The following is a 23,575-nucleotide window of genomic DNA, read 5'->3' on the forward strand; positions in this document are numbered from 1 at the left end:
TAGAACTAAATCCCAATCCGATTCTGGCTTCCTAACCCGTACAACACTCGGATGAGTGCATCAATGTCTTCACAAGAATTGTAAAAAGCAAGGGAAGGTCTCACTGTTGATTCCAATCCAAATCTTCTTAAGATTGGTTGGGCACAGTGGTGTCCTGCTCTTACAGCAATCCCTTCTTCTGCTAGCTTTTTTCCAATCGCTTCAGTTTTGAAACCATCAATGACAAAGGACAACACACCCGCTTTGTCTTTAGCTGTTCCGATCAAACGTAGGCCTGGAACCTTTAACAATTCTTTGGTGCCATATTCCAATAGATCGTGTTCGAAGGCTGAAATTTGTTTCATTCCAAATCGGTTCAGATATTCGATTGCAGCGCCAAGCCCAACAGCATCAGCGATGTTTCCGGTTCCTGCTTCAAATCGAAACGGTGCTTCTTGGAAGGTAGTGTGATCAAAGTTGACATCTTTAATCATATTCCCTCCGCCTTGCCAAGGAGGCAAACTGTCGAGAATGGATTTTTTTCCATAAACCACACCAATACCCGTTGGAGCAAAAAGTTTGTGACCACTAAACACAAAGAAGTCGCAATCAATCTCCTGAACATTCACTGGCATATGTGATACGGACTGAGCTCCATCCACAATCACAAGGGCTCCCACTTTATGAGCTGACTTTGTCATCTCCTCTACCGGGACCACTGTTCCTAAAGCATTCGAAACTTGTGTGATGGATACAATCTTTGTTTTGGAGTTTAGCAAACGTTCGTATTCGCTTAGAATGATTTGTCCTGAATCATCTACGGGAGCGACTCGTAACTTTGCACCTTTTTTAGCACAGACCATTTGCCAAGGAACAATGTTTGCGTGGTGTTCCAAATGAGTGATTAGAATTTCATCACCCGATTGGATGTGTTTGTCAGATAAAATATTGGAAAGGAGATTGATTCCTTCTGTGGTTCCTCTGACAAAAACAATTTCTTCAACACTCCCGGCTCCAATAAACCCTTGGACAAGTGACCTAGCTTTTTCATAAGCATCGGTGGATCTTGCTGCTAGAGTATGGGCTGCACGATGGATATTGGAATTCTCATGTAGATAAAAATGAGATAATCTTTCTATCACCGAAGTTGGTTTTTGCGTGGTAGCCGCATTGTCGAGCCAAACCAAAGGTTTCCCATTGACTGTTTCGGTTAGGATAGGAAAATCTCTTCTTGCGGACGCGAGATTCCCACCACCTGACTGCGGTATGTTGATATTTGGAAAAGACTGAAAATCAGAATAGGAAAAACCTGTGTCTGTTAATTTTAAGTCTTCTAAATAAGGTAAGGACTCTTTTGGTAAATTTTGCGATAGCGAGTCATTTGATGGAAAACCTGTCGTGGAAACGTTACTTCCACCAAACGATTGCAAAACTCCAAACATTTCCTTCGCCATTTTTTCTAATGTTTTTTCATCAGGAAACTGCGACGGGGAACCATTGATGAACAAGTCCGGTTTTAATTTTAAAAAACTCGGATCATTTGTATTCATAATAATTTCCCACATCTACATTGTCGAGTGCAGCAATCGCATCGTCAGTGAGTATGGCTGCTGAGCAGTAGAGAGAAATCAAATAGGATCCAATTGCTGATCGGTTAATTCCCATAAAACGAACAGAAAGTCCCGGAGTTTGTTCTCCTGGTAGGTTGGATTGATATAAACCTACAACCCCTTGTTTTTTTTCACCCACTCTCAAAAGTAAAATACTAGAAGTTCCTGCAGCAGACTTTGGATTGGTTTCGCCGTTCACAAGAAGTTTATCCGTAGGAATGAGTGGAAGTCCTCTCCAAGTTAAAAATTGTGCACCAAACAGAGTTACTGTGGCCGGTGGAACACCTCTTCTTGTACATTCACGACCAAAAGCAGCAATTGCAAGTGGGTGTGCTAAAAAGAAAGATGGTTCTTTCCAAACTTTAGTGATTAAATCATCTAAATCATCAGGAGTAGGAGGTCCTTTTCTTGTGTTAATTCTTTGGTGAGCCGGAACATTTTTTAATAATCCATAATCTTCATTATTGATGAGTTCCAATTCTTGTTTTTCTTTTACACTTTCAATGGCTAGTCTTAGTTGTTCATTGATTTGTTCATGTGGAGAACTGTATAAATCAGAAACTCTGGTTTGTACATCAAGGATTGTGGAAATTAAACTAAGAGTGTATTCACGAGGTTTTTCTTCGTAGTTAACAAAAGTTTCTGGAAGTTCTTGTTCTCCCTTTTGTCCGCAAAGTACATCCACTTGCGTATTGGATTTAACACGGTTGACTCGGAGAACCCCTGCCTCTAAAGGTTTCCAATCAAGTAACCTAACTAAAAAACGTGGAGTGATTGCACCGTATTGTGCATTTGTTTTTACCGTATTTGCCAGTTGGCGTGCGGCTAAGTCTCCCAAAGCGTGTTGGGTTTGTTCTGCCATAAATGACCTCTTTTTCGGAAATGGATCTTTAATGGTTGAATCATCGCTACAGACCGAATACGAGAATCAATGGCTGTTATGAAAATAGGATTAAGTTTTGTGTGATATATTGTACAAATCGTCCAGAAGGTTAGCGGATTACTCGATTTGTAGCCAATGTTTCATCTTTTCTGCGATGGTTTTTAAGACCACGGGTTTGGAAATATAGTCGTTCATTCCACAATCTAGGCAACGTTCTTCCTCACCTGACAGAGTTCCGGCGGTAAGTGCAATGATAGGAACCAATTTCCCATTTTCCAATTTGCGAATGGCTTTTGTGGCGTCGTATCCATTCATCTCTGGCATTTGTACATCCATAAAAACAAGTTGCGGTTCTGTTTGGATAAAATTCTCAACAGCCAGAGCTCCATTTTCTGCTTCGATGATGATGGTTCCTGGTAAAGATTTTTGAACAATGGCTTTGGTTAACATCATATTGACTGGATTGTCTTCCACAATCATCACTTTGATTTTTTCAGTAGTTTGGATGGGTTTTACTGGTTCATAATTTGGCGTTACCACTTCCGAACTTTTACCAGAAATCATTTTTTCTAAACTATCATATAAAATATTTGTTTGGATGGGTTTGAGTAAGATGGATTGGATTCCAAGTTCCCTTCCTTTTTTGTATATGGTTTCATCATTGGTTGATGTATGGAGAGAGAAAAATGGTTTTTTTAGTTTTTTTGTTTCGATGAATTTTTGAATTTTTTCTATAAATTCTAATCCATTGATTTCTGGCATATTAAAATCTGTGATGATTACATCGTATATGGTTCCAGAGGAAATCATCTCAAAGGCATCCGTAGGTGAACGAAAACAATCTACTTGGATTCCTTTATATGTTAACATTTCTTGGATTACAAATAAATTGGTTTCGTTGTCATCAATCACCATTACCTTTTTGATTTGATTCAGTTCTGGTTCTGTATTTCTTTCGTTATCGGCAAGAGTGATGATTTTGAAAAAGAATCTGGAACCTTTGTCGCGTTCCGACTCCAATTCCATTTTGGAATCAAAAAGATGTAATAGTTTGCTGGAAATCGATAACCCTAAACCAGTCCCACCAAACTGACGTGTGGTGGATGTATCGGCCTGCGAAAACACCTCGAAGATTTTGTCTCGATTTTCGGGATTGATACCAATCCCGGTATCAATCACTTCAAATAGAAACTCATATTCATTGTTTTCTTTGGGTTCACTTGAGATTTTAATTTGAATTTCACCCTTTAAGGTGAACTTCAATGCGTTGCCAATTAGGTTTAATAGAATTTGGCGCAATCGCAAAGAATCGGCAAAAATATTTCTAGGAACTTTTGGTGAAATGTTGAGGATGAGTTCTAAGCCTTTTTCGTATGCTTTGTGTTTGACGATCTCTGCAATTTGATGGAGCAAATCATAAATATTGATTCTTTCCTTATAAAGTTCCATTTTCCCAGATTCAATTTTAGAAAAGTCTAATATATCGTTGATAAGGTCGAGGAGTGAACTTGCAGAAAGATATACGGTTTCCATATATTTTTTTTGCACTTCATTTAGGTCTGTCCGCATCAGTAAATCAGAGAACCCAATCACACCATTGAGTGGAGTTCTGATTTCATGGCTCATATTAGCAAGGAAGTCTGATTTTGCTTGTGACGCTTTTTCCGCATTTTCGCGTGCGACGATAAGTGCTTTTTCGAGTAGTTTTCGATCAGTGATATCGGTATGGGTTCCGATCATTCGAAGGGGTTTGCCGTCTTCAGTCCATTCGATGACTTTTCCTCGGTCCAAAATCCATTTGTAGGATCCATTTTTGCATAACATTCGATGTTCGTTTACATAAACGGAAGTTTTCCCTTCAAAATGTTTGTCTAAGTCTGCAAAATAATTAGGTTTGTCTTCAGGATGGACTCTCGATTCCCATTCCGAAATATCGGATCCTATTTCTTCTTCTGTATAACCTAACATGTTTTTCCATTGGTTGGAAAAAAATACTTTGTTGGTTTGAGAATTCCAATCCCAAATTCCATCTCCAGAACCTTCAAGGGCAAATTGCCAACGGCTTTCGCTAGCGCGTAACGCTTCTTCGGTGGCCTTGTGTGCGGAAATATCAATTCCAATTCCTAAGTATCCAGTAATTTCCCCTTTTTTGTTTTTACTCGCAGTGACAACAAGTTGAACCGGAAATTCTGTTTTGTCTTTTCGAACATAAGTCCATTCATGCGAATCATATTCGCTTAACTTTGCTCTATGTACAAAAGTGTCGAATCCTGAAATGGGAACTCCAAACTCGCGAGACAAAGCTACCGCCCTTTTTTGGATTTCTTCGGGTCTATGGAAAATTTCTGGAGATGTTTTTCCAACGACTTCATCTGCATCATATTGCAAATGGTATTCGGCACCTTTGTTGAAGTGGGTGATGATCCCATTTGTATCCGCACCAATAATTGTTACGTGGGTTGTAGCATCTAAGATTGTTTCTAATTTGGCGAGAGCATCTTCTCTTTGTTTGTCGGAATTAACATTCTTTGTAATGTCTTGAAAACTTCCAAAAACTCGGATACATTTCCCATCTTTAAATACAGAGTGTCCGATGGTTCGTGCCCATTTGAGATTTCCTAATTTTGTTTTGACTTGAAGGACTAAGTCATAGGAAGAACCATTGTTTACTGCATCGTTAAATGCTTCTAATAAAAGTTCTCGTTGTGATTCCACTGGATAAAATTCAAAAGCAGAATGAAGTAGAGGAACGTAATCATCCGGAACTTCGTGAATTCTTTTTGTTTCTTTTGCCCAATACAATGTGTTGTTGATTAAATCAACATCCCAGGCACCAACATTGGCTGCGGCATTGGTTTCTTCAAAAAGAAGTTTGATTCTTGTCAATTCATCTCTTTGTTTGATAATTTCTAATTCTTTGTCTTTTCGTTCCGTGATATCAATCAGATAAGAAATTTTTTCAGTAGGAAGAGAACTGAAATAACTAACCACACTATAATCAGAAACATGAATATAGGTTCCGTCTTGTTTTTTGAATCGATACTCTCTTTGGTAAGTGCGAGATTTGTTTTTGATATGAAGTTTTTCTTCTTCGTGGACTTTTTCTTTGTCATCAGGGTGGAGGAGATCATCTGGATTTAACATCCCTTTTTTGAAATCACCTGTCTGATAACCTAAATTTAAAGATACATTCGGAGAAACATAGGTTGTTAAAAATTCTGTATCATATTTAAAACGAAAGATCACATAAGGGCCGCTGTCCAAAATCACATTTTCAATACTGAAGTTAGGTTCCCCGCGTAAGATCACTCCGGGTGCATTTTTGGATTCCAAATACCTGCCGGAAATTCGAAAGGGGTTACCTAGTAAACTTGTTGTGAATTGGAATGGAGTTCTTCTGGCTAATGTTTCTTGGCAAAGATTGGTGAGGATGAGGGCGTCCCTAGGAATGATATGAAGGTCATTGATATGTTTTCCCGTTGAAATTGAATCAGGTGGCAGATATAGATTTGGAGAAGTGCGAGAAAACTGAATTTCCAGGAAAGGATCGAGGTAGATGAGAAACTCATCGAAGCTTTCCACAATGGATTGGTAGTTGAAACTTTCTGCCATGAATCGTTATGTCACTTGACCAAATCGATTGGTCTTAAAGAGTAATGGATACGATGATGAATCGCCTGTCACTTTCTATTTTTCTCTGCTGTATTTCTCTGTTCCCAACAGCAAATTTAATGAGTCAATCCCAGCGAAACCATGGTTGGGTGGTATCAGGATCTTCCTCCAAACTCCTCATCCAAGGAAAAGAGATTCTAAGTGCCAGGGATGAATTTCGTTTCAAAACACCGGAAGGGATGTCCCAAATCCAAGAGATCGACTACTATCTGATGTTAGGAGAATATTACCTTCGTAAAAAAGATAAAGTAGGAATTGCCAATATTCTATATGACCTTCGAACCAAAAAAGGAGAATATAGTTTTGCTGATTTTTTACTGACATCGCTCTGGAAACAGTCGCAAGGTGAAGAAGTCCAAGCAATCAAAACCTTAGATTCGTACATTCAAAAAGAACCCAATACCTATTTTCGCAACCTAGCAAAAAACATGCGAACCAATCTTTTCCAAACTGGGGAAGATGAAAAAAAAACAATGGTGCGAATGGACTGCCAAAAAACCAAACCATACTATTCTTTATGTAGAGTTTTTCGTTTGCAATACTATATCGATCTTCCTTCCGGAAAGGAAAAAGATATGCATAAACATTTTGTAAACATTATGCGTGTCAGTTCTCCATTTTTTGAAGATCCAAATTTGGAGTGGATTCCACTTTTGGATCGGATCGATGAAGACCTTCCTGCCAAACTTACCTTCCTTGGTTTTGTAAGAGAAGGTATCCATTTACAAAAGATGATTATGGATTTGGAAAAAATCGCAGATGGTTCCATCGGTGAAAATTCCAATGAAAGAATGGCCTTTCTCCAAATTTTAGGAGGAGACTATTCAGGGGCCGAAGAATCGCTTTTAAACTTCCTAAGGTCTGCCAAAGGAAAAAAAGCATCCATTCTGAATCGTATTTATGTAAAGTTAGGTGCTCTCGCTTATTTTCAAAAAGATTATAAAAAATCTTTAGAATATTATTTGAAGTTAGATTTGAACAATTGGTCAGCGGACATCCACCATCCTTTTTTGAATGAACCAATGTCCATTTCCGAAGTTAAGGATTTAATTTCTGTTTCTTTATATAAAGTGAGTGGGGCAGAGGCAGCACTCAAAGCCCTACAAAAAATCAAAGACCCTGAAAAATTAACCGAAGCCGACATCTGGCCCAAACTTAGAATTTCGCAGATGCTTATGGACCAAAATCCTGAATTGTCTTCTCGGATGACAGATGAAATCATCTATATGGCTCAGGAAAAAAAATGGAGAAGGCTTGAGTATGCCGCCACCATCTTACAAGGTTATAACCAAATTTATCGAAAAGAATTTCGTAAATCTACAATTGAGCTAACAAAGAGTAGGGGGATTCTGGACGAGGAAAACGCCTTTTACGCAGCAGAGTTTCTTCGAAACTTCGGGTTTGTATTTGCCCATACTGCTTCGGGCAAAAAAGGCCCAGTGAATGGAAACATTCGGGACGGTGTTGCCGATTATTTACAAAACAATCTCTACGAAGATCTGTATTATATTCGTAATTATCGACCACTTGCTTTTTCAACAGATTTGTTTTTTGAATATGCACTAAGTCATTTGCGAGATGACAATGATGTTTGGGGACTTCTTGATTCTATTTACAAATACAATTCTGTGAAGTGGGCACGCAGTATAAAAGGTAGTCCTCATTCCCTTTTCCAAATTCAATTTGTTGATAAACAATTCCAATATTTGTCTGGTTTTTCTACGGCAAGGGAATCCAAGTTTTTTGATTCTACTTATGCAGATAGTAGGGAAACAGAAAGCCAAGTCCAGCGCAAAAACGAAGAGGAATCGGTTCGTAATCTAGAATCAGCAAAACTGCCAACAGTGCTTTTGTTACCTTATAAAGAAGAGTTTTATCTTTTTACCTTCAATCCTAAAGAATCCAAAAGAAACCAACTCAGTTGGAAAGTGATCCATTCCCAAAGACCGGACACAACAGAGGTTATCGAATCTGTAAAAGATTTGGTGAGTGCCAACAAAGATAGCGATTCTGTACAAATTTATTTGAATGAATCTGGTACAAGCCTTATGCGTTCTCTTAAAAAAGAAATGAGAGAAACCCAAATAGTTTTTTTCTTTTCTCTTCACCCTGGGTCAGATACTCACAAACCTTTGGGAGTGTTTTCTTGGAAATGTCCAACAAACATACGTTCTCTGGAAGGAAAAGGGATGAACTTGGTCGATACAGCTTACTTTGAAGGTTCTCGAATTTTAAAAGAAAAAGAAAGGTTACATCTTTGGGATTTTCCAGTAAACACAGGTTCGGTGGCACAGGTGACAAATCTCTCTTGGTCTTGTAAGTCTGAATCAGGAAACTTAGAAGAAATTCCATTTTTAAAATTATTCCGCAGGATCGACTATCGTACTGTTCCTCGTATGGTAGTTTATACGGAACGAGTTCTTGGTAAGTCTTGGTCGGATTACTCTTGGCACTACCAATGGTTGCATTTTTGGTTTCGATCGGGCACTAAAAAGATTGGATACCTTCCGACTCTCCCTGTTTTGGATTCGGGATCCGTATCTGGGCTCGCAGATCCATCTAAATACCGTGAAGACGGAGTTTGGATCCAGGCGACCCCCTTATAAAAGTGACATAATGTTAGTATCATTCTTTGGACGAAAGGAACGCTTCCTTTGGATTTCCGACAAAAATAGGCCAAATTATAGGCGACACTGGAAGATCACTCCAAAATACTTAATTCTGTTCCTCATACGCAATGGACCCTGATCATAATACTTTAGTGATGTTCGAGTTTCTATGGAAATAATCGGCATCTTTCTCATCTTCCTTCTTGTCTTTGTTAATGGTTTCTTCGTCGCAGCCGAATTTGCCATGGTTTCCATCCGGCCTTCTCGCCTGGAAGAACTTGTCAAAGAAAATCGGGCCATGTCCCATATCACCAAAAAGGCCGTCTCCAAAATCGATGATATGTTATCGGTATGCCAAGTGGGAATCACTGTGGCAAGCCTACTCCTTGGATGGATTGGTGAGGCTCTGTTTGCTAGTGTTGTCTCTGGATTCCTTCACATGTTCCATATTGAATTGGATCTTGTGACCATTCATAGTATATCGATTGGAGTTTCTTTCACTCTCATCACTCTACTACATGTGATTTTGGGGGAACTGGTTCCCAAAACTCTTGCCATCCAAAACACAGAAGCAATCGCTCTTGGGGTTTCGGCTCCTATGTGGTTGTTCTATTATTTATTTTTTCCTGTCACTTTCATTATGAATCGTTTGGCGGGCGGAATCCTTACACTTTTCCGTTTGCAACGAACTGGTGATAAGTATGTTCATTCTGCTGAAGAGCTCATGATCATCATTGAAGAACAAAGGAAACAAGGTCGGATTGATAATGCAGAGATGCAACTCATCCAAAAGACTTTTGATTTTTCAGAACATACTGCCAAAGATGTAATGACACATCGCCTTTCTATTATTGGAATTTCGCAAGAGTCCACGATCGATAAATTACTCCCTCTCATCGCCGAACATAGTTTTTCAAGATATCCTGTTTATAACCAAACCTTGGATCGAATTGTTGGGATTGTTCATGTTCAAAAGTTTTTAAAATGGCAAGCGGCTCATCTTTCAGCAAAAGGCAAAAAAGAAAAAATCACTGTCATTATGGAAAAGGACTTTGTGAAAGTTCCAGAATCTATGTCCATCGAACGAGTGATGACAAAACTCCGTGAGAAAAAACAACATATGGCAATTGTCATTGATGAATACGGTGGAGTTTCCGGCTTACTTACGTTAGAAGATATTATTGAAGAATTTTTTGGTGAAATTCGTGATGAAACAGACACTGATGAAGTGGATGTAACTTCCAAAAATAAAAAAACAAAAACCATTTCTTTAGATGGAGAAACTGAACTTTCTAGTTTGTCAGATATTTTGGAAGGGGAAGAACCTTCTGATATGGAAGAAGTCAGAACCATCGCTGGTTATTTTATGGAAAAGAACGAAGATATGCCAAAAGAAGGTAGCATCGTTCAAATCAAAAAAGGAAGTCTTAAAGTAAAAAAAATGGAAGGAAACAAAATCATCTCCATTTTATTCACTCCAAAATTAGAAGAGGATAACGATTCTGAAATGGAAAGAGAACTTTCTTACGAGGACAGGTAGATGAAAGAAATTGTAATCGCAGTCTCAGGATCCATTGCTTCTTATAAGGCTTGTGATTTGGTAAGAGGGCTTACCAAACAAGGATATCCTGTTCGCGTGATTATGACTTCCAATGCTACTAGATTTGTTGGAAAAATTACTTTTGAGGCCTTAACAGGAAAACCAGTAAGGGTGGATGAATTTGATACAGGTATGGCTCATATCGAAATTAAAAACATTGCCTCGGTTCTTGCTGTGGTTCCGGCCTCTGCCAACATCATCGGTAAAATGGCCAATGGAATCGCCGATGATTTAGTGACCTCCACATATCTTGCATGCACCTCTCCTGTGTTAGTGGCTCCATCGATGAATCCTGGAATGTATTTACATCCTGCCGTACAAAGAAATTTAAAAACTTTAGAATCAGATGGAGTTACTATTGTATCTCCCGATAAAGGGATTGTGGTTTGTGGAGATGAGGGATACGGTAAACTTGCTACCGTTGAATCCATCATGGAACAAATCATTAAACTTCATACAACCAATTCATGAATTTAAAATTCAAACGAGTCATAGTTACTTCTGGGCCCACTAGGGAATGGATCGATCCTGTACGTTATATATCCAATGCTTCTTCTGGAAAGATGGGTTATGAAATTGCTACTGCCTTTTTAAAATACCCCGTTGAAGTAGTTTATATCCACGGAAATACGTTGGAACGTTATGCTAATGTTAAAGGCGCCAAACGAAATATTGAAGTGGAAACCACCATCCAATTGCGTGATGCTGTTTTGTCCGAAATGACTAATGATAGTTTGCTTGTGATGGCAGCAGCTCCGGCTGATTTTCGCCCCATCATGACAGCAGAACATAAAATCAAAAAAGAAAAAACTTCTGAAGGAACCAAAGGTCTTCTCCTCGAGTTAGAAGAAAATCCTGATGTTTTACAACAAGTAACAGAGTATGTTACAGAACATAAAGTTTTAAACTCTCTTCGTGTTGGATTTGCCGCCGAAACAAAAGAGTTGGAACGATATGCCAAAGACAAACTGGTTCGAAAAGGTCTTAACTATATTGTTGGAAATTATGTTGGCTCTGGCAAAGGTTTTGGTGAAGTTGATTCTACTGTTCGCATATTTAGCGTTAGTGGACTAGAGAAAGAAATTGGACCATTTCCCAAAGAAAAAATCGCAGAGGAACTGGTTTCCTTTTTAGTGTCCGTTTGATTTGGTTCCAAAACCAAATGCAAAATAACCAGCAAGAAGTATCAGACCAAAACTAACGATATAATTCCATTTGATCTTTTCGCCTAGGAAAAGTGTCGCAAAGAGAATGAATACAAAGATGGTAATCACTTCTTGGATGATTTTCAATTGAAACCCTTCAAACTTATAAACTGTGAATCCAATCCGGTTGGCAGGAACCATCAAAACATATTCGAAGAATGCGATTCCCCAAGAAAACAAAATGATATAAAACATGTTGGTGGACTTTGCAAATTTCAAATGCCCATACCAAGCAAAGGTCATAAAAATATTGGATAATACTAATAGAATGATGGTTAACATAAAATTCTCTGAATTCGTTAGTTTTAATTTACTGTATAAAAATGAATCACAATTTGAAATATATTCAATTTTGATACCTTCTGGTATCAAACCAAATATTATTCTAAAACTACATCCCAAAACACTTCCTTAAAAATTTCAGGAAGGATTTCTCCCGATTTGCCACCAAAATGAAGTTGCATGGAAGGAGTGAGGGAAGTGGTTTCGGGATTGATTTCGATTCCAAGGGCACCGTTGCGAATGGAGGTCATAGCTAAGTTGGCAGGAACCGATACGTTTGCACTTGTTCCCACAACAAAAACAACATGAGCTTCTTTACTTTGTTCCCAGGCTTTTGTGAGAAGTTTATTGTCATAACCTTCCCCAAACCAAACAATATCTGGTCGTAAAAGGGATTCACAAGACGGACAAAATTTGAGCCCATGTTGGTTGATTCCATCTTCACCCAAATTGTATTTTTCGCGACAAACCGTACACTTTGCACGAAAGATATTACCATGGATTTCTAGGAGGTTCTTACTTCCAGCACGAGGGTGAAGTCCATCCACGTTTTGTGTGATGAGATTTACTGTTTTTGAAACTGCTTGCCAATTTGCAATTGTTAGGTGTCCATTGTTTGGTTCTGCTTCGGAACAAATATTACGCCGAAAGTCATACCATTCCCAAACCACTTCTGGATGATTGGCAAAGGCTTCTGGTGTGGCGAGTTCTTCTGCTTTAAATGTTTTCCAATATCCACCTTCTCCTCGGAATGTAGGAATTCCACTTTCGCTAGAAATACCTGCTCCCGTAAGAAACAAAATATTCCGAGCCGTGCGGATTCGTTGGATGAGATCGGGAGTGAGAAAACTCATTTATGGGTTCATTCTAACAAAAATGGTAAAAATTTAAATCGGAAAAAAATCTAGAAAAAGAAAACTGGTAGTCAATGGCTAATCATTGGGAAGAAATCCAAAAAAAACTAAATTCCATTCACGAAAAACAATTATTTCGGGAAACTAAGATCTACCAAGGAATTGATTTTTGTTCCAACGACTATATGGGAATGGCAACTAATCCCAGTATGTTGGAGTTTTTCCAAACAAAAAAGGATATTTATCCCTTTGGATCCACTGCTTCTCGTTTGGTTAGAGGAAATTTTAAATCCATGGATCAGTTTGAATCAGAGTTTGCTCGATTTGTCGAAGGAGAAGCGGCACTTTTAGTATCTTCTGGATTTACAGCAAACTTTGGTCTTTTGGATTCGATTGCTGCTCCCGACTGTTACCTGTTTACCGATCGTTTGAACCATGCATCCATTTTAGATGGAATTCGCATTTCGGGAGCTCAGAAAAAATACTACCATCATTTGGATATGGATCACCTTCGTAGTTTATTGGAAAAAGCAGATATAGAAGATCCTGAACGTAAAAAAAAGCGAATCGTGGTCACGGAAACTTTATTTAGTATGGATGGCGATTCTCCCGATTTAAAAACCTTACTTTCTTTAAAAAGAGAATTTGGATTTGTTCTTGTTTTGGATGAAGCCCATGCCTTTGGAATTTATGGCCTTAGTGGGAAGGGACTTGTCTTTCGGGACTTAACTCTATCAGAAATCCAATCCATTGATTACAGAGTGTACACTTTAGGAAAGTCGCTTGGCTTGGAAGGTGGGATCATTGTCACAAAAAAAATAGGTCGTGACCACTTAGTGAATGTAATGCGGTCTTTTATTTTTTCTACAGCACCACTTCCAATGATTTCAGAACTTGCTTTCTATTCCTTAGAACTCCTTCGTTCGATGGACAAAGAAAGAGATGAATTGTTAAAAATTGCTGATACACTAAAGAATTTGTTGAAAACCAATGGATTTATCATCACTGCCTCTACCTCACATATCGTTCCTCTGCTTCTGGAAACAGAAAAAGAGGCTTTGTTTTATGCTGCCAATTTACAAGAAAAAGGTTTGGATGTACGTGCCATTCGTCCACCGACGGTCCCAAGCCCTAGGTTAAGAATTAGTTTGAACGCTAAATTAAAGTTAAGTGATATTCAGGTTTTGGTAGAGGGACTTTCCCAAGTTAGAGAAAAGTGGAATTCTCTCTAAGTTTTCTAGTATCTACCGACATACCTGCCTATCGAAACAGATAAGCAGCTCGTTAAGATTCTTCTTCGAATTTACGGATTTTGTTTTTGATCTCGTCTGTTGTGGATTTGATATTTTCTACTTTGGATTCTGCATTCGCTGTGGAAGTTTCTCTCTTTTTTTGGGTTCCATACTTGTAGATTCCAAAAAGTCCAAGAACTCCAATGGCAAACAAAGTGAAATTGATCCAGGTTCCGTCAGGTTGGGCTAGAATTTTTGGTCCAAATCCGTACACAATGGAATCCACCATTCCTTGGTTTCCGTTTTCCTGAAACATCACTACGATTGGGTCTTGTAATACAGAATTCCCAAATCCATTTTCCATTTTCGAAATGATTTCTTCTTCTTTCATTCCGTCTTTGATTCGGTTTTCAATAAAAGTTTTGAGGTAACTAGACGCCGCACACATGTTAAACGAACAAGACTGGATGGGAAGGCTTGGCAAACAAATACAACGAATTTGTTCCGTTACTTTTAAGAAGGTTTGGATTTGCTCATCTTCTTTTAAGTTTGTAGTTGTTTTTTGCGCAAAGAGTAAAACCGGAAACAAAAAACAAAATCCAACTAATAAAAGTTTAGATCCAGATCGTTTTAAAAATCGCAATTTGGATTCCTTTGACCATGGTTCTGTCTGTACGGAAGATAAGGAACCAAACGAACTTGGTTGGTCTTTTTTTTGAATTGCAAAATCCATGTTAACCAACCACCTTCTTCTTTTTGTTTTCACCGACCGGCAATAGTAAAAAGATTCCTGTTAGGAAATAAAGTAAAGACCCTACCCAAATGAGTTTTACCAGTGGGTTCACCCATACTTCTAAGTTCGCAACAATCTGTCTTGGAAAGTTGAGAAAGAATTTGAGTTTGTCCATCTCACTCCCTGGTGTGAAGTAATACTGCATAAACATCAAAGGAAGATCTGGATTCTCAGATTTTAGATCCGAGGTTTCAATGGCACCAAGTTGGATGTAAAAATCTTCTTTGGCCATAGAAAGAATGGCAGGTTCACTCGTTGGGATATGTGTTTCAAAATCACCTGTTAGGTGAGAAATTTGTGGGTAAAATCTGCGTTCTGTCACAAGATCAGAAAGTTTATCCGTCCCTCGAAAGATAGAATAAGTTCCTTCCTGGGATACAATCACGTTTTGGATGTTTGGTTCCCCACCAAGTCCTGAAATTAATACTGGTTTTAGTTTTAGAGTGGAGGCTTCAATTTGATAACCACCAATCATTGCTTTGTCTATGGATTGGTAGACTATCTCTTCCGAAGTTGGTGGTTGGAGTTCATAGAAAAAACGAACCGAAGTATTGATTTTGAATGCATTCCCTGCATAACCAATAAAAATAAGAACCAGCGAAAAGTGTACTAAATACCCACCATACCGCCGTTTGTTTTTGAGTAACATTCGGTATCCGGCAATCACGATATTTTCGTTTGGAAACTCTTCTTTTCGTGCTCGGATTCCTCGATAGTATTCTTGGATGATTCCCGAAATGGTAAACACACCAATCGTAACCGTTAGAACCGAATAGATCTCTGCTAATACATCACCATACTTACTGTCTGGTTTTGTAAAGTTTTGGGAATAAAAAAGGATATAAAGTCCACCACCCACAAGTCCTGCAAGAAAGGGTTTGAGAAGTGTGGAAAAAAATACAGCTCCAGCTCCCTTTCTCCAAGCGAGGAGTGGGGCTGCTCCCATCAAAAGCAAAAGAAAAATCCCTGCAGGAACTCCCCAAGAATTAAACCATGGCGCTTTGAATTCTTTTCCATACAAGAGAGGAGAAAAGACACCGAGCAATATGGCTGCGGTCGAAAGAACCAGTAAAAAGTTATTCAAAAGAAAACTTCCTTCTTTGGAAGTAATGGCTTCTAAGTTCCTTTCTGGCGTTAGGTGTTTTCTTCTATAAATCACAAATCCTGTGAAAAATAGAAAACTAGCAATGATATAGATGATAAAAGGAGTTCCAATGGTTGATTTGGAAAAACTATGAGGCCCTTCCAAAACTCCTGAACGAGTGATCCAAGTTCCAAGCAAACTAAAGTGGAAAGCAAGGATGACAAGTAACATATTCCAGAATTTTAACATCCCTCTACGTTCTTGGATCACAACAGAATGAACAAAAGCACTGGTGAGAAGCCAAGGCATAAGGGAAGCGTTTTCTACCGGATCCCAAGCCCAATACCCACCCCAACCTAACTCTTCATAGGCCCATTTAGATCCGAGTAAAATCCCTGTTCCGAGAAAGAACCAAGAAAACAAAGTCCATTTACGGATGAACTTCATCCAATCTTCAGAGAGTTGTCCCGACACAAGAGCAGACATGGCAATGGCAAAAGGAATGGAGATACTCACATAACCAATGTAAAGAATGGGTGGATGGATGATCATCGCCCAATGTTGGAGGAGGGGATTGAGCCCCCGACCCGCAGCAGCTTCCGGAACAAATTCACGGAATGGTTGTGCATCTCCATAAAAAACAGCTAGGAAAGAAAAAAATCCAGAGAGAACTGCGAGGATTAGATTCATCATCGGAATTCTGTCTTCGATGGACTTACGAGTTTGCCATAAAACAATAAAAGTAAAAACGTTTAGAATCAAATTCCAAAATAACAAACTTCCAGAAGATCCCGACCAAATGGATGTCATTTTATAAAACAACGGGAGGTGTTCGCTTGAATGCATGACCACATAATAGTTGCTATAGTCTGATCTTACAAGTTGAGTGAGTAGAACTGTAAAGGTGAGGACAATGACAAAAGGATTTGTCATGAGAGCCAGGCGGCCTAGTTCAATGGATTTTCTTTCTTGTTTGTAGATTCCGTAGATGGTTTGTAATGCGGAAAAAATTAGAATGGCGAGAGAGGCTGAGAGAAGGATGGTTCCTAAATTGTTCATTGTTCCTCAGCGTATCCCGCTTCATATTTGGAGGCACATTTTGCCTCTACGTGACTCGCAACAAGAACTCCGCGATCTAATTTTCCATCCACGCGCGCCCTTGCTCCTTCTTTAAAAGCATCTGGCAAAAGAGTGGCTCCTGTGAAAAACACGGGGATGATTTGATCATTCAGTTCCAAATCAAATTTTGCTTTTTTTCCTTCGCGAACAAGGCTCCCGATCCGAACAAATCCCCGCACGCGAAGGTTTTGGTCTGAATATTTTGTGGGGTTTGCTGCCAGTTCCGACGCATCCAAAAGAAGGTAAGAGGTTTCTTGGGAGGAGAAAAAAGCGATTCCTCCCAGAGAGAGTCCGATGAGAAACAAAAGAGTTAAAAACTTACGATTCATAGTTCATTCTTTAGACGGATTCCCGCCTTTCCTCTAGCCTCTCTGATTGCAGGTTTCGGTCAAACAAAAAGGTCTTAAAAAAGAGGCAGATTTGGAAGCGTTATAAGTAGGATTTGGCACGATATACGAAGTATCCCACCCATTCTTTGATGGCCATCGTTGTTTGTTCTAAAAATACGGCAGAGGGAATGTAAAGCTCAAATGCCCCTGATTGTAGGTCAGTGGCACGGTAGTCTGTGGGATAAGCCACAAAATGAATTTCTTGTTTTTGAAAACAACCAGCAGCACGTTTCATATGGAATGCGGAAGTCACAAGGATTGCGGATTCTATCTTTTTATCCTGGAGAATCTTTTTTGTTTCTAAAGCATTCTCGTAAGTATTTCGCGAATTGTTTTCCCAGATTAAATCTTTTTCAGGAACTCCTAAATCCAAAAACAATTCTTTGGCAAGGTCTGCTTCGCGGTAGGTATTTGCAAATAGAAGGCCAGATCCACCAGTAAATAGGACTTTTTTTACTTTTCCCGCTTTATACATTCGCACAGCGTCTGTTAGTCTGTCTGCCGAGTCGGATAGTTCGGGTCTACCTGGATGAGTTGAAATGGTTTGGATCATTCCACCTAACACAATCGCAACGTCTGATTTAGGAAGTTCTGAAATGGATACGGGTGGGTAATCTTTTTCTAGAGTTTGGACAAGGAAGTTGGAAACAAAGGCATTCGAAGCCAAATACAAAAACAAAATGATTTGAAAGAGTCTGTATTTTCCGTGGCCTGATTTGGTTTTAAAGATAAGGAAAATTGCTAAAAGAAAAAATACAGGAAGGGGATAGAGTAGGATGGTACCAAGCTTGGAGAGAGTGAAAAAAATTGAATCCATTGGTAATAGGATTTGTAGGTCTTAAAAATCTTACCAGTCTAAATCGGGACCTAAAACTCCAATACCACTCCCCCAATATTGAGAAGGGTGAGGGTAACGTACTGAGATTCCTAAAGGGGAACGAGAATACTTCCAATCCCGCGCAATTTGTTTTCGTCTTTGGATTTGTTCTTCGGGAACAGAGGTTTCCATTGTGTTTAAATACTGTTTGGTGAGTTCCACCCATTCTTTGATGGCGGCAGGATTTTGTTTTTTTAAATCTTGGATGAGAATTCTGAGTTCGAACTCTGCATCTTCGCGGAGGTCGCGTGCAATTTCAGAAACTTCGGCATTGGATCCGAAAACTGTTTCACTCCCTTCCGTACGGTCCACCGTATCTCGCCATTTTGCATAGGCAATCATTAGATCTTTTGTCTCATCATACCTAAACATAGTATAAGAAGGATCGTTCCTAATTCTAAAAAACGCAATCGAAAATTCCAAACACCGGAAGTTTGTTTCTGTCTAATCCTCGTGAAGTCCCTATCATTCTTTTCGTTCCTCCTATTTTTTTCTCTTTCCTGTTTTAGTGAGGCGAATGTTCGCAAACCCCACCATACAGAGAACGGATTTAAAAATCCAAATCCAACCTTCGAAACCAAAGGTCTTTGGAATGTAATCGTTTGGCAATTCCAAAGGTTTCGACTGCCCAATAGTTTGGATCCGGCCGACTATCCGCCGTTTCCCGTTGTAGCAAACGATGGAGTGGAATTGAAGAACAATTCGTCCAAACTTTCAGTCACTTGGGTGGGACATGCGACAACCCTCATTCAGATTGATGGAGTGAACATTCTGTCCGATCCCATTTGGAGTGAAAGATGTTCTCCTGTTAGTTTTGTGGGCCCGAAACGTTACACCCCTCCCGGAATCAAAATCGAAGACCTTCCCAAGATAGACATTGTGATTTTATCGCATAACCACTATGACCATACAGATTTACCTACCTTAAAACAACTTGAGGAAAAGTTTCATCCCCTTGTCCTAACGGGGCTTGGTAACAAGAAGTTGTTGTTAGGTGAAGGAATGAAAAATGTTCAAGAAATGGACTGGTGGGACGAAACAAAAACCTTCGGGCTGAATATTACCTTTACTCCTACCCAACATTTTAGTGGGCGAGGTTTGTTTGACCGGAACGAAACTCTATGGGGAAGTTATCTCATTTCAGGAAAAAAGGAAAAAGTCTATTTCGGGGGAGATACCGGATACTACACCCATTTTCGTGAAATTGGCGAAAGGTTTGGTTCGATCGATGTGGCAATTTTACCGGTGGGAGCAACAGAACCTCGCTGGATGATGCAACCCGTACATGTGGATCCCAAGGAAACAGTCCAAGCTTTTGCGGATCTAAAGGCTAAATATTTAGTTCCTATGCATTATATGACCTTTGTTCTCTCGGATGAACCCCTTGATTCTCCTGTGCCCCGCACTAAAGAGGAGCTAAAACGATCGGGAATCTCCGAAGAAAAATTCGTTCCTTTAAAAATTGGGGAGTCTCGGTTTTTTTAGTTCCAAGAGGTTTCTATTTTAGATAAGCTGTCCTAAAAAAAATAGGATGGTGAGCATGTTGAAGAAGCTTCTCACAATGATAGTATTCCTGGTTTGTTTGTCTGTGACAACGGCAGGTTTATTTGCGGAAGATCCAACTCAGGTTCAGGCGCAGACAACCACTCAGGAAGAAACAGGACATTCGTCTCACGGCGAATCAGTACATCAGGAACTACCGTATTGGTCGGTTTTACCTTTTGTTGCCATTTTACTTTCCATCGCAATCTTACCGGTTGCTTCTCACAAAACTTCTCATTGGTGGGAAGACAATAATAACAAATTGATCCTTGCTGTGGGACTTGGAGCCATTTCTTTTGTGGTTCTACTCGTTTATGGTTACAGCCATAATATCGTTCACACAGTTTTCTTCGATTATATTCCTTTCATCATTTTACTCGGATCTTTGTTTTATATTTCCGGTGGAATTGTAATCAAAGGAGACATCCATGCAACTCCACTCAACAACACATTATTCTTGTTAATTGGTGCGGGTCTTGCTTCCTTTATTGGAACTACTGGGGCATCCATGTTACTCATTCGTCCTTTGTTAAAAACAAATAGCGAAAGAAAACATGTGGTTCATACAGTTGTATTTTTTATCTTCCTTGTTTCGAACATTGGTGGGTCTTTAACACCTCTCGGTGATCCTCCACTTTTCCTCGGATATTTGAAAGGAGTTCCTTTCACTTGGACATTCAAACTATTACCTGAGATGTTGTTTGCTACTGTGATCTTACTTGTTGTTTATTTTGTTTGGGATACACTCGCTTACAAAAAAGAAACCAAAAAAGATCTTAAAAAAGACGATAAACTCGCGGCTCCTTTTTCCATTGGTGGTCAAGTGAACTTCATTTGGTTACTAGGTGTGATTTTGGCAGTTGCTTTTTTAAACAGTAACTACATCCCACAAATCAATGAAACTCCTACTCTTGGATTTATCCGTGAAGCCGTTTTACTGGTTCTCATTGGTCTTTCTAAGTTTACTTCCAAAGAAGAAAATCGTAAGTTCAATAACTTTACCCTTCACCCGATCCAAGAAGTGGCTTACCTTTTCATCGGTATTTTCATAACGATGATTCCGGCTCTTGTACTTCTCGAAGCACATGGTAAGGAACTTGGAATCACTCAAAACTGGCAATTTTTCTGGGCAACAGGAGCTTTCTCTTCAGTCTTAGACAATGCTCCGACTTACCTCACCTTTGGTTCGTTAGCTTCTGGTCTCCTCACTCCAGCGGGTTCAGCTCCTCTCACTCTCGGCCAGTTCATTGGAAATGTCCAAGCGGAAGAAATTCTAAAAGCCATTTCTGTGGGTGCGGTGTTTATGGGTGCGAATACCTATATCGGTAACGCTCCTAACTTTATGGTGAAATCCGTGGCTGAAGAAAACAAAGTAAAGATGCCATCCTTTGGTGGATACCTAGCATACTCTATGGGAATCTTAATTCCTGTGTTTATCCTAATTACTTTTGTGTTTTTCGTTTAAGATTTTAAATGGGCCGGGGAATTTTCCCCGGTTTTTCCTACCACAACAATCACATCAGAATTACCACGAATTCTAGTTTTCCTCTGATCATTATCTGAATTATTTTATCATGTAGCGGTCGTTTGGATTTATTCGCTATCTAATCATCTGTCTGCAATTTTTCGAATAGGCTTTAGGATTTTGTCCCGAGGTGATTTGGAAAGACAAAGTCTGGACTGTAAAATCCAGACATCAAAAGGTGGGAAATTGTTTGCGGTGAATCTATTTCTTTTCTTGTAACGATTCCAATTTGTTCAAACCAAACCCAAGCACAAGACCGAGAATTAATGCTGCGAGTGGGATCTGTGTTTCGGCAAAATCTTTTGGTAAAACATTCTTTGCTGTTGCAATTTGAATGTCTCGCTTCACTTCTCCCGATCTACCTACAATTGCCTGACCATTTGCATAATCTTTGAAAGGCCAAAGGATAAAAAATGATCCGAGGATGAGACCAAGTAAAAATGTCATTGTATGCGACTTATATTTTACAAATAACCATTTTACAAAATGAGTAAAAATAAGAAGTCCGAGTAAACATCCAATGGCAAATGCTCCGAGGAAAACAATCGAACTTGGTTCGAGGATGGTAGAAAGCTTTCCAATCACAATTTGATATTCACCTAACACAAGCATGATATAAGAACCAGAAATTCCTGGTAAAATCATCGCAGAGATTGCAATGGCACCTGTGAGAAAAGCGATGAGTGGATTTTCGGAACCAGTAGTGTCACCCATAAAAAAACTAGGGATAATGGTAAGAAGGATTCCAGGAATTAAAAATGACCAAACAAAGAGGCTATGTTTTTCAATGAGTTTGTAAGGAACTGCTAAAGATGGAAAAATAAGTCCGATAAAAAGTGCAAGAGTTGCTTGTGGATGGTTTTGGAGTAAAAACTGAATGAGTTTAGCACCAGAAATCACAGAAAGTAAAAGACCAATTCCTAGGAACACAAGGAACCAAAAATCGATTCGTTTCATTTCTTCCGCAAAACGTTTTCTTACATCTTCTTTCCAGAATCCAAACACTAATGCGAGTGAAACTTTGATTGTATCTAGGTTTAGAGAAGTGATGGCAGTAATGAGCCTGTCATATAACCCGAGGATGAGTGCAAAAGTCCCTCCGGAAACACCGGGGATAAGGTTGGCAATCCCGATGAGAAAGCCATTGAGAAGGCAGAATAGAATTTCTTTTTTCGATAGAGGCATAAAGGAAAGGATGGGAGCCCGAAGACTTTATGCAAGGTTTTTTCTAGGTACAAAAATCCAAAGGATACCATAACTAATGGCTGAAAAAAGAAATAGAAGGATCAAAATGAAATTGTTGGGAACACCATAGGTTTTGAATACAAAATGCAAACAAACTAAGATGAGGTTTAATGTAAAAAAAATAGCTAAAGACCCAATTTTTCCTAACTTGGTTTCTGTGATTCTTTGGTAGAGATGTTCTCTATGGGCAGAGAACAAATGTTTCTTTTGAAAAAATCGTTTGATCAGGATAAAAATTCCATCCAACCAAAAGTAAGGAAATAGATAAAAATAATATGTGACATCCCAAACTTCTTGTTTTGGTTCCATCCATTTCCCAACAAACAAAGGTAATGCCAAAACAAAAAAACCTAATGCCAATGATCCACTGTCTCCCATAAAAAGTTTTGCTTTTGGAAAATTATAAAATATAAACCCAAACATGGAAACAAACAAGATCAGATAAAAACTATAACCATAGTTTCCTACTGAATAGAAATTGGGGAAAATAAAGGCCAAAGAAAAATAAGACAAAAAGATGGTTGTGACCAAATACCAATCCATTCCATCCATAAAGTTCACGAGATTTACTGCAAATACTAGAAAAACAGTAAGACCGAAAACTAACGCGAGTTTAGGAAGAGTGAACATTCCAAAAAAGGTAATCTCTGGATTCACCCAATATAGAAAAACCGCAACTAAGGAGAGTTCCAAGAACAATCGAAGTTTGGGACTGAGATGATACAAATCATCGATAAATCCTAAAATACAGAAAAGTAAAACGCCAGCTAACAAAAGATAAATGTCAATTCTGGAAGAAGGACTTTCTGGTAGAGGAAGTAAATGATTGGGGTAAAAAAGGAGGCCTAGACTTGCTAAGAGAAAGATAGGGATAAAAAACATCCCCCCTGACTTTTTTGTGACCACGTCGTGCAAACTTCGTTCGTTTGGCACATCTTTGACCCCGAAACGGGAATAGACATAGAATGAATGCAAAATTAGGCTGAGAATCGCGAGAATGGCAATTATAATCGTTAAAAAAGAGACCATTTTCGTAAAGTTTATGAGTTAGGGGTGTTTTGGCAGTTTTTTATTG

Annotated in this window: 19 protein-coding genes; 7 read left to right on the forward strand and 12 right to left on the reverse strand. The window is 39.0% G+C overall.

The window, feature by feature from the left end:
* Positions 1 to 5 precede the first annotated feature (5 nt).
* The 3 genes from EHQ70_RS11655 to EHQ70_RS11665 all read right to left on the reverse strand — a co-directional run bounded on the left by EHQ70_RS11655 (position 6) and on the right by EHQ70_RS11665 (position 6,084).
* The gene (locus tag EHQ70_RS11655; protein WP_135586577.1) at positions 6 to 1,529 is read right to left on the reverse strand and encodes a family 2A encapsulin nanocompartment cargo protein cysteine desulfurase; all 1,524 of its coding nucleotides are present in this window, start codon (positions 1,527 to 1,529) and stop codon (positions 6 to 8) included.
* On the reverse strand, positions 1,516 to 2,451 hold the full coding sequence (locus tag EHQ70_RS11660; RefSeq protein ID WP_135586579.1) for a family 2A encapsulin nanocompartment shell protein: 936 nt from the start codon (positions 2,449 to 2,451) through the stop codon (positions 1,516 to 1,518). The genes EHQ70_RS11655 and EHQ70_RS11660 overlap by 14 nt, the downstream gene beginning before the upstream one ends.
* A 138-nt stretch (positions 2,452 to 2,589) precedes the next feature.
* On the reverse strand, positions 2,590 to 6,084 hold the full coding sequence (locus EHQ70_RS11665; RefSeq protein WP_135586581.1) for a PAS domain-containing protein: 3,495 nt from the start codon (positions 6,082 to 6,084) through the stop codon (positions 2,590 to 2,592).
* Positions 6,085 to 6,140: 56 nt separating this feature from the next.
* Between EHQ70_RS11665 and EHQ70_RS11670 the strand changes: the two genes are divergently transcribed.
* The 4 genes from EHQ70_RS11670 to EHQ70_RS11685 all read left to right on the forward strand — a co-directional run bounded on the left by EHQ70_RS11670 (position 6,141) and on the right by EHQ70_RS11685 (position 11,498).
* Entirely contained in the window at positions 6,141 to 8,750 is a 2,610-nt protein-coding gene (locus EHQ70_RS11670; protein WP_135586583.1) for a hypothetical protein, read from the forward strand.
* Positions 8,751 to 8,922: 172 nt separating this feature from the next.
* Positions 8,923 to 10,293, forward strand: a complete 1,371-nt coding sequence (locus EHQ70_RS11675) for a hemolysin family protein (protein WP_135586585.1) — start codon at positions 8,923 to 8,925, stop codon at positions 10,291 to 10,293.
* Entirely contained in the window at positions 10,294 to 10,824 is a 531-nt protein-coding gene (locus EHQ70_RS11680) for a phosphopantothenoylcysteine decarboxylase (RefSeq protein ID WP_135586587.1), read from the forward strand.
* Positions 10,821 to 11,498 carry a phosphopantothenoylcysteine decarboxylase domain-containing protein gene (locus EHQ70_RS11685; RefSeq protein WP_135586589.1) on the forward strand — a complete coding sequence of 226 codons (678 nt, stop codon included), beginning with the start codon at positions 10,821 to 10,823 and terminating at the stop codon, positions 11,496 to 11,498. Before EHQ70_RS11680 ends, EHQ70_RS11685 begins: the two co-directional genes overlap by 4 nt.
* On the opposite strand, the gene EHQ70_RS11690 is transcribed toward EHQ70_RS11685, so the two are convergent.
* Entirely contained in the window at positions 11,484 to 11,840 is a 357-nt protein-coding gene (locus tag EHQ70_RS11690; RefSeq protein WP_135586591.1) for a DMT family protein, read from the reverse strand. The two genes, EHQ70_RS11685 and EHQ70_RS11690, sit on opposite strands and share 15 nt — an antisense overlap.
* A 98-nt stretch (positions 11,841 to 11,938) precedes the next feature.
* On the reverse strand, positions 11,939 to 12,694 hold the full coding sequence (locus tag EHQ70_RS11695; protein WP_135586593.1) for an SIR2 family NAD-dependent protein deacylase: 756 nt from the start codon (positions 12,692 to 12,694) through the stop codon (positions 11,939 to 11,941).
* Positions 12,695 to 12,768: 74 nt separating this feature from the next.
* Between EHQ70_RS11695 and EHQ70_RS11700 the strand changes: the two genes are divergently transcribed.
* Positions 12,769 to 13,926, forward strand: a complete 1,158-nt coding sequence (locus tag EHQ70_RS11700; RefSeq protein WP_135586595.1) for an aminotransferase class I/II-fold pyridoxal phosphate-dependent enzyme — start codon at positions 12,769 to 12,771, stop codon at positions 13,924 to 13,926.
* 52 nt (positions 13,927 to 13,978) lie between these two features.
* Here the strand turns inward: EHQ70_RS11700 and EHQ70_RS11705 are convergent, their stop codons facing one another.
* The 5 genes from EHQ70_RS11705 to EHQ70_RS11725 all read right to left on the reverse strand — a co-directional run bounded on the left by EHQ70_RS11705 (position 13,979) and on the right by EHQ70_RS11725 (position 18,560).
* Entirely contained in the window at positions 13,979 to 14,659 is a 681-nt protein-coding gene (locus EHQ70_RS11705) for a cytochrome c-type biogenesis protein CcmH (RefSeq protein ID WP_135586597.1), read from the reverse strand.
* 1 nt (position 14,660) lies between these two features.
* Positions 14,661 to 16,862, reverse strand: coding sequence for a heme lyase CcmF/NrfE family subunit (locus EHQ70_RS11710; protein WP_135586599.1), 2,202 nt, complete (start codon positions 16,860 to 16,862; stop codon positions 14,661 to 14,663).
* Positions 16,859 to 17,251 carry a cytochrome c maturation protein CcmE domain-containing protein gene (locus EHQ70_RS11715; RefSeq protein ID WP_135586601.1) on the reverse strand — a complete coding sequence of 131 codons (393 nt, stop codon included), beginning with the start codon at positions 17,249 to 17,251 and terminating at the stop codon, positions 16,859 to 16,861. Before EHQ70_RS11715 ends, EHQ70_RS11710 begins: the two co-directional genes overlap by 4 nt.
* Positions 17,252 to 17,351: 100 nt before the next feature.
* A complete protein-coding gene (locus EHQ70_RS11720) occupies positions 17,352 to 18,128 on the reverse strand; it encodes a YdcF family protein (RefSeq protein WP_135586603.1) in 777 nt (258 codons plus the stop codon).
* 30 nt (positions 18,129 to 18,158) lie between these two features.
* The gene (locus EHQ70_RS11725; RefSeq protein WP_135586605.1) at positions 18,159 to 18,560 is read right to left on the reverse strand and encodes a hypothetical protein; all 402 of its coding nucleotides are present in this window, start codon (positions 18,558 to 18,560) and stop codon (positions 18,159 to 18,161) included.
* Positions 18,561 to 18,641: 81 nt separating this feature from the next.
* Between EHQ70_RS11725 and EHQ70_RS11730 the strand changes: the two genes are divergently transcribed.
* Both EHQ70_RS11730 and EHQ70_RS11735 read left to right on the forward strand, forming a co-directional pair.
* Positions 18,642 to 19,673, forward strand: a complete 1,032-nt coding sequence (locus EHQ70_RS11730) for an MBL fold metallo-hydrolase (protein WP_135586607.1) — start codon at positions 18,642 to 18,644, stop codon at positions 19,671 to 19,673.
* A gap of 55 nt (positions 19,674 to 19,728) precedes the next feature.
* A complete protein-coding gene (locus EHQ70_RS11735; protein WP_135586609.1) occupies positions 19,729 to 21,195 on the forward strand; it encodes a sodium:proton antiporter in 1,467 nt (488 codons plus the stop codon).
* A gap of 261 nt (positions 21,196 to 21,456) precedes the next feature.
* Here EHQ70_RS11735 and EHQ70_RS11740 read toward each other — a convergent pair whose 3' ends face one another.
* Positions 21,457 to 22,440, reverse strand: coding sequence for a DUF368 domain-containing protein (locus tag EHQ70_RS11740; protein WP_135586611.1), 984 nt, complete (start codon positions 22,438 to 22,440; stop codon positions 21,457 to 21,459).
* A gap of 27 nt (positions 22,441 to 22,467) precedes the next feature.
* Positions 22,468 to 23,529, reverse strand: a complete 1,062-nt coding sequence (locus EHQ70_RS11745) for an MraY family glycosyltransferase (protein ID WP_135586613.1) — start codon at positions 23,527 to 23,529, stop codon at positions 22,468 to 22,470.
* Positions 23,530 to 23,575: the final 46 nt, after the last annotated feature.

This window comes from Leptospira congkakensis, from assembly GCF_004770265.1.
GTDB classification, from domain to species: domain Bacteria; phylum Spirochaetota; class Leptospiria; order Leptospirales; family Leptospiraceae; genus Leptospira_A; species Leptospira_A congkakensis.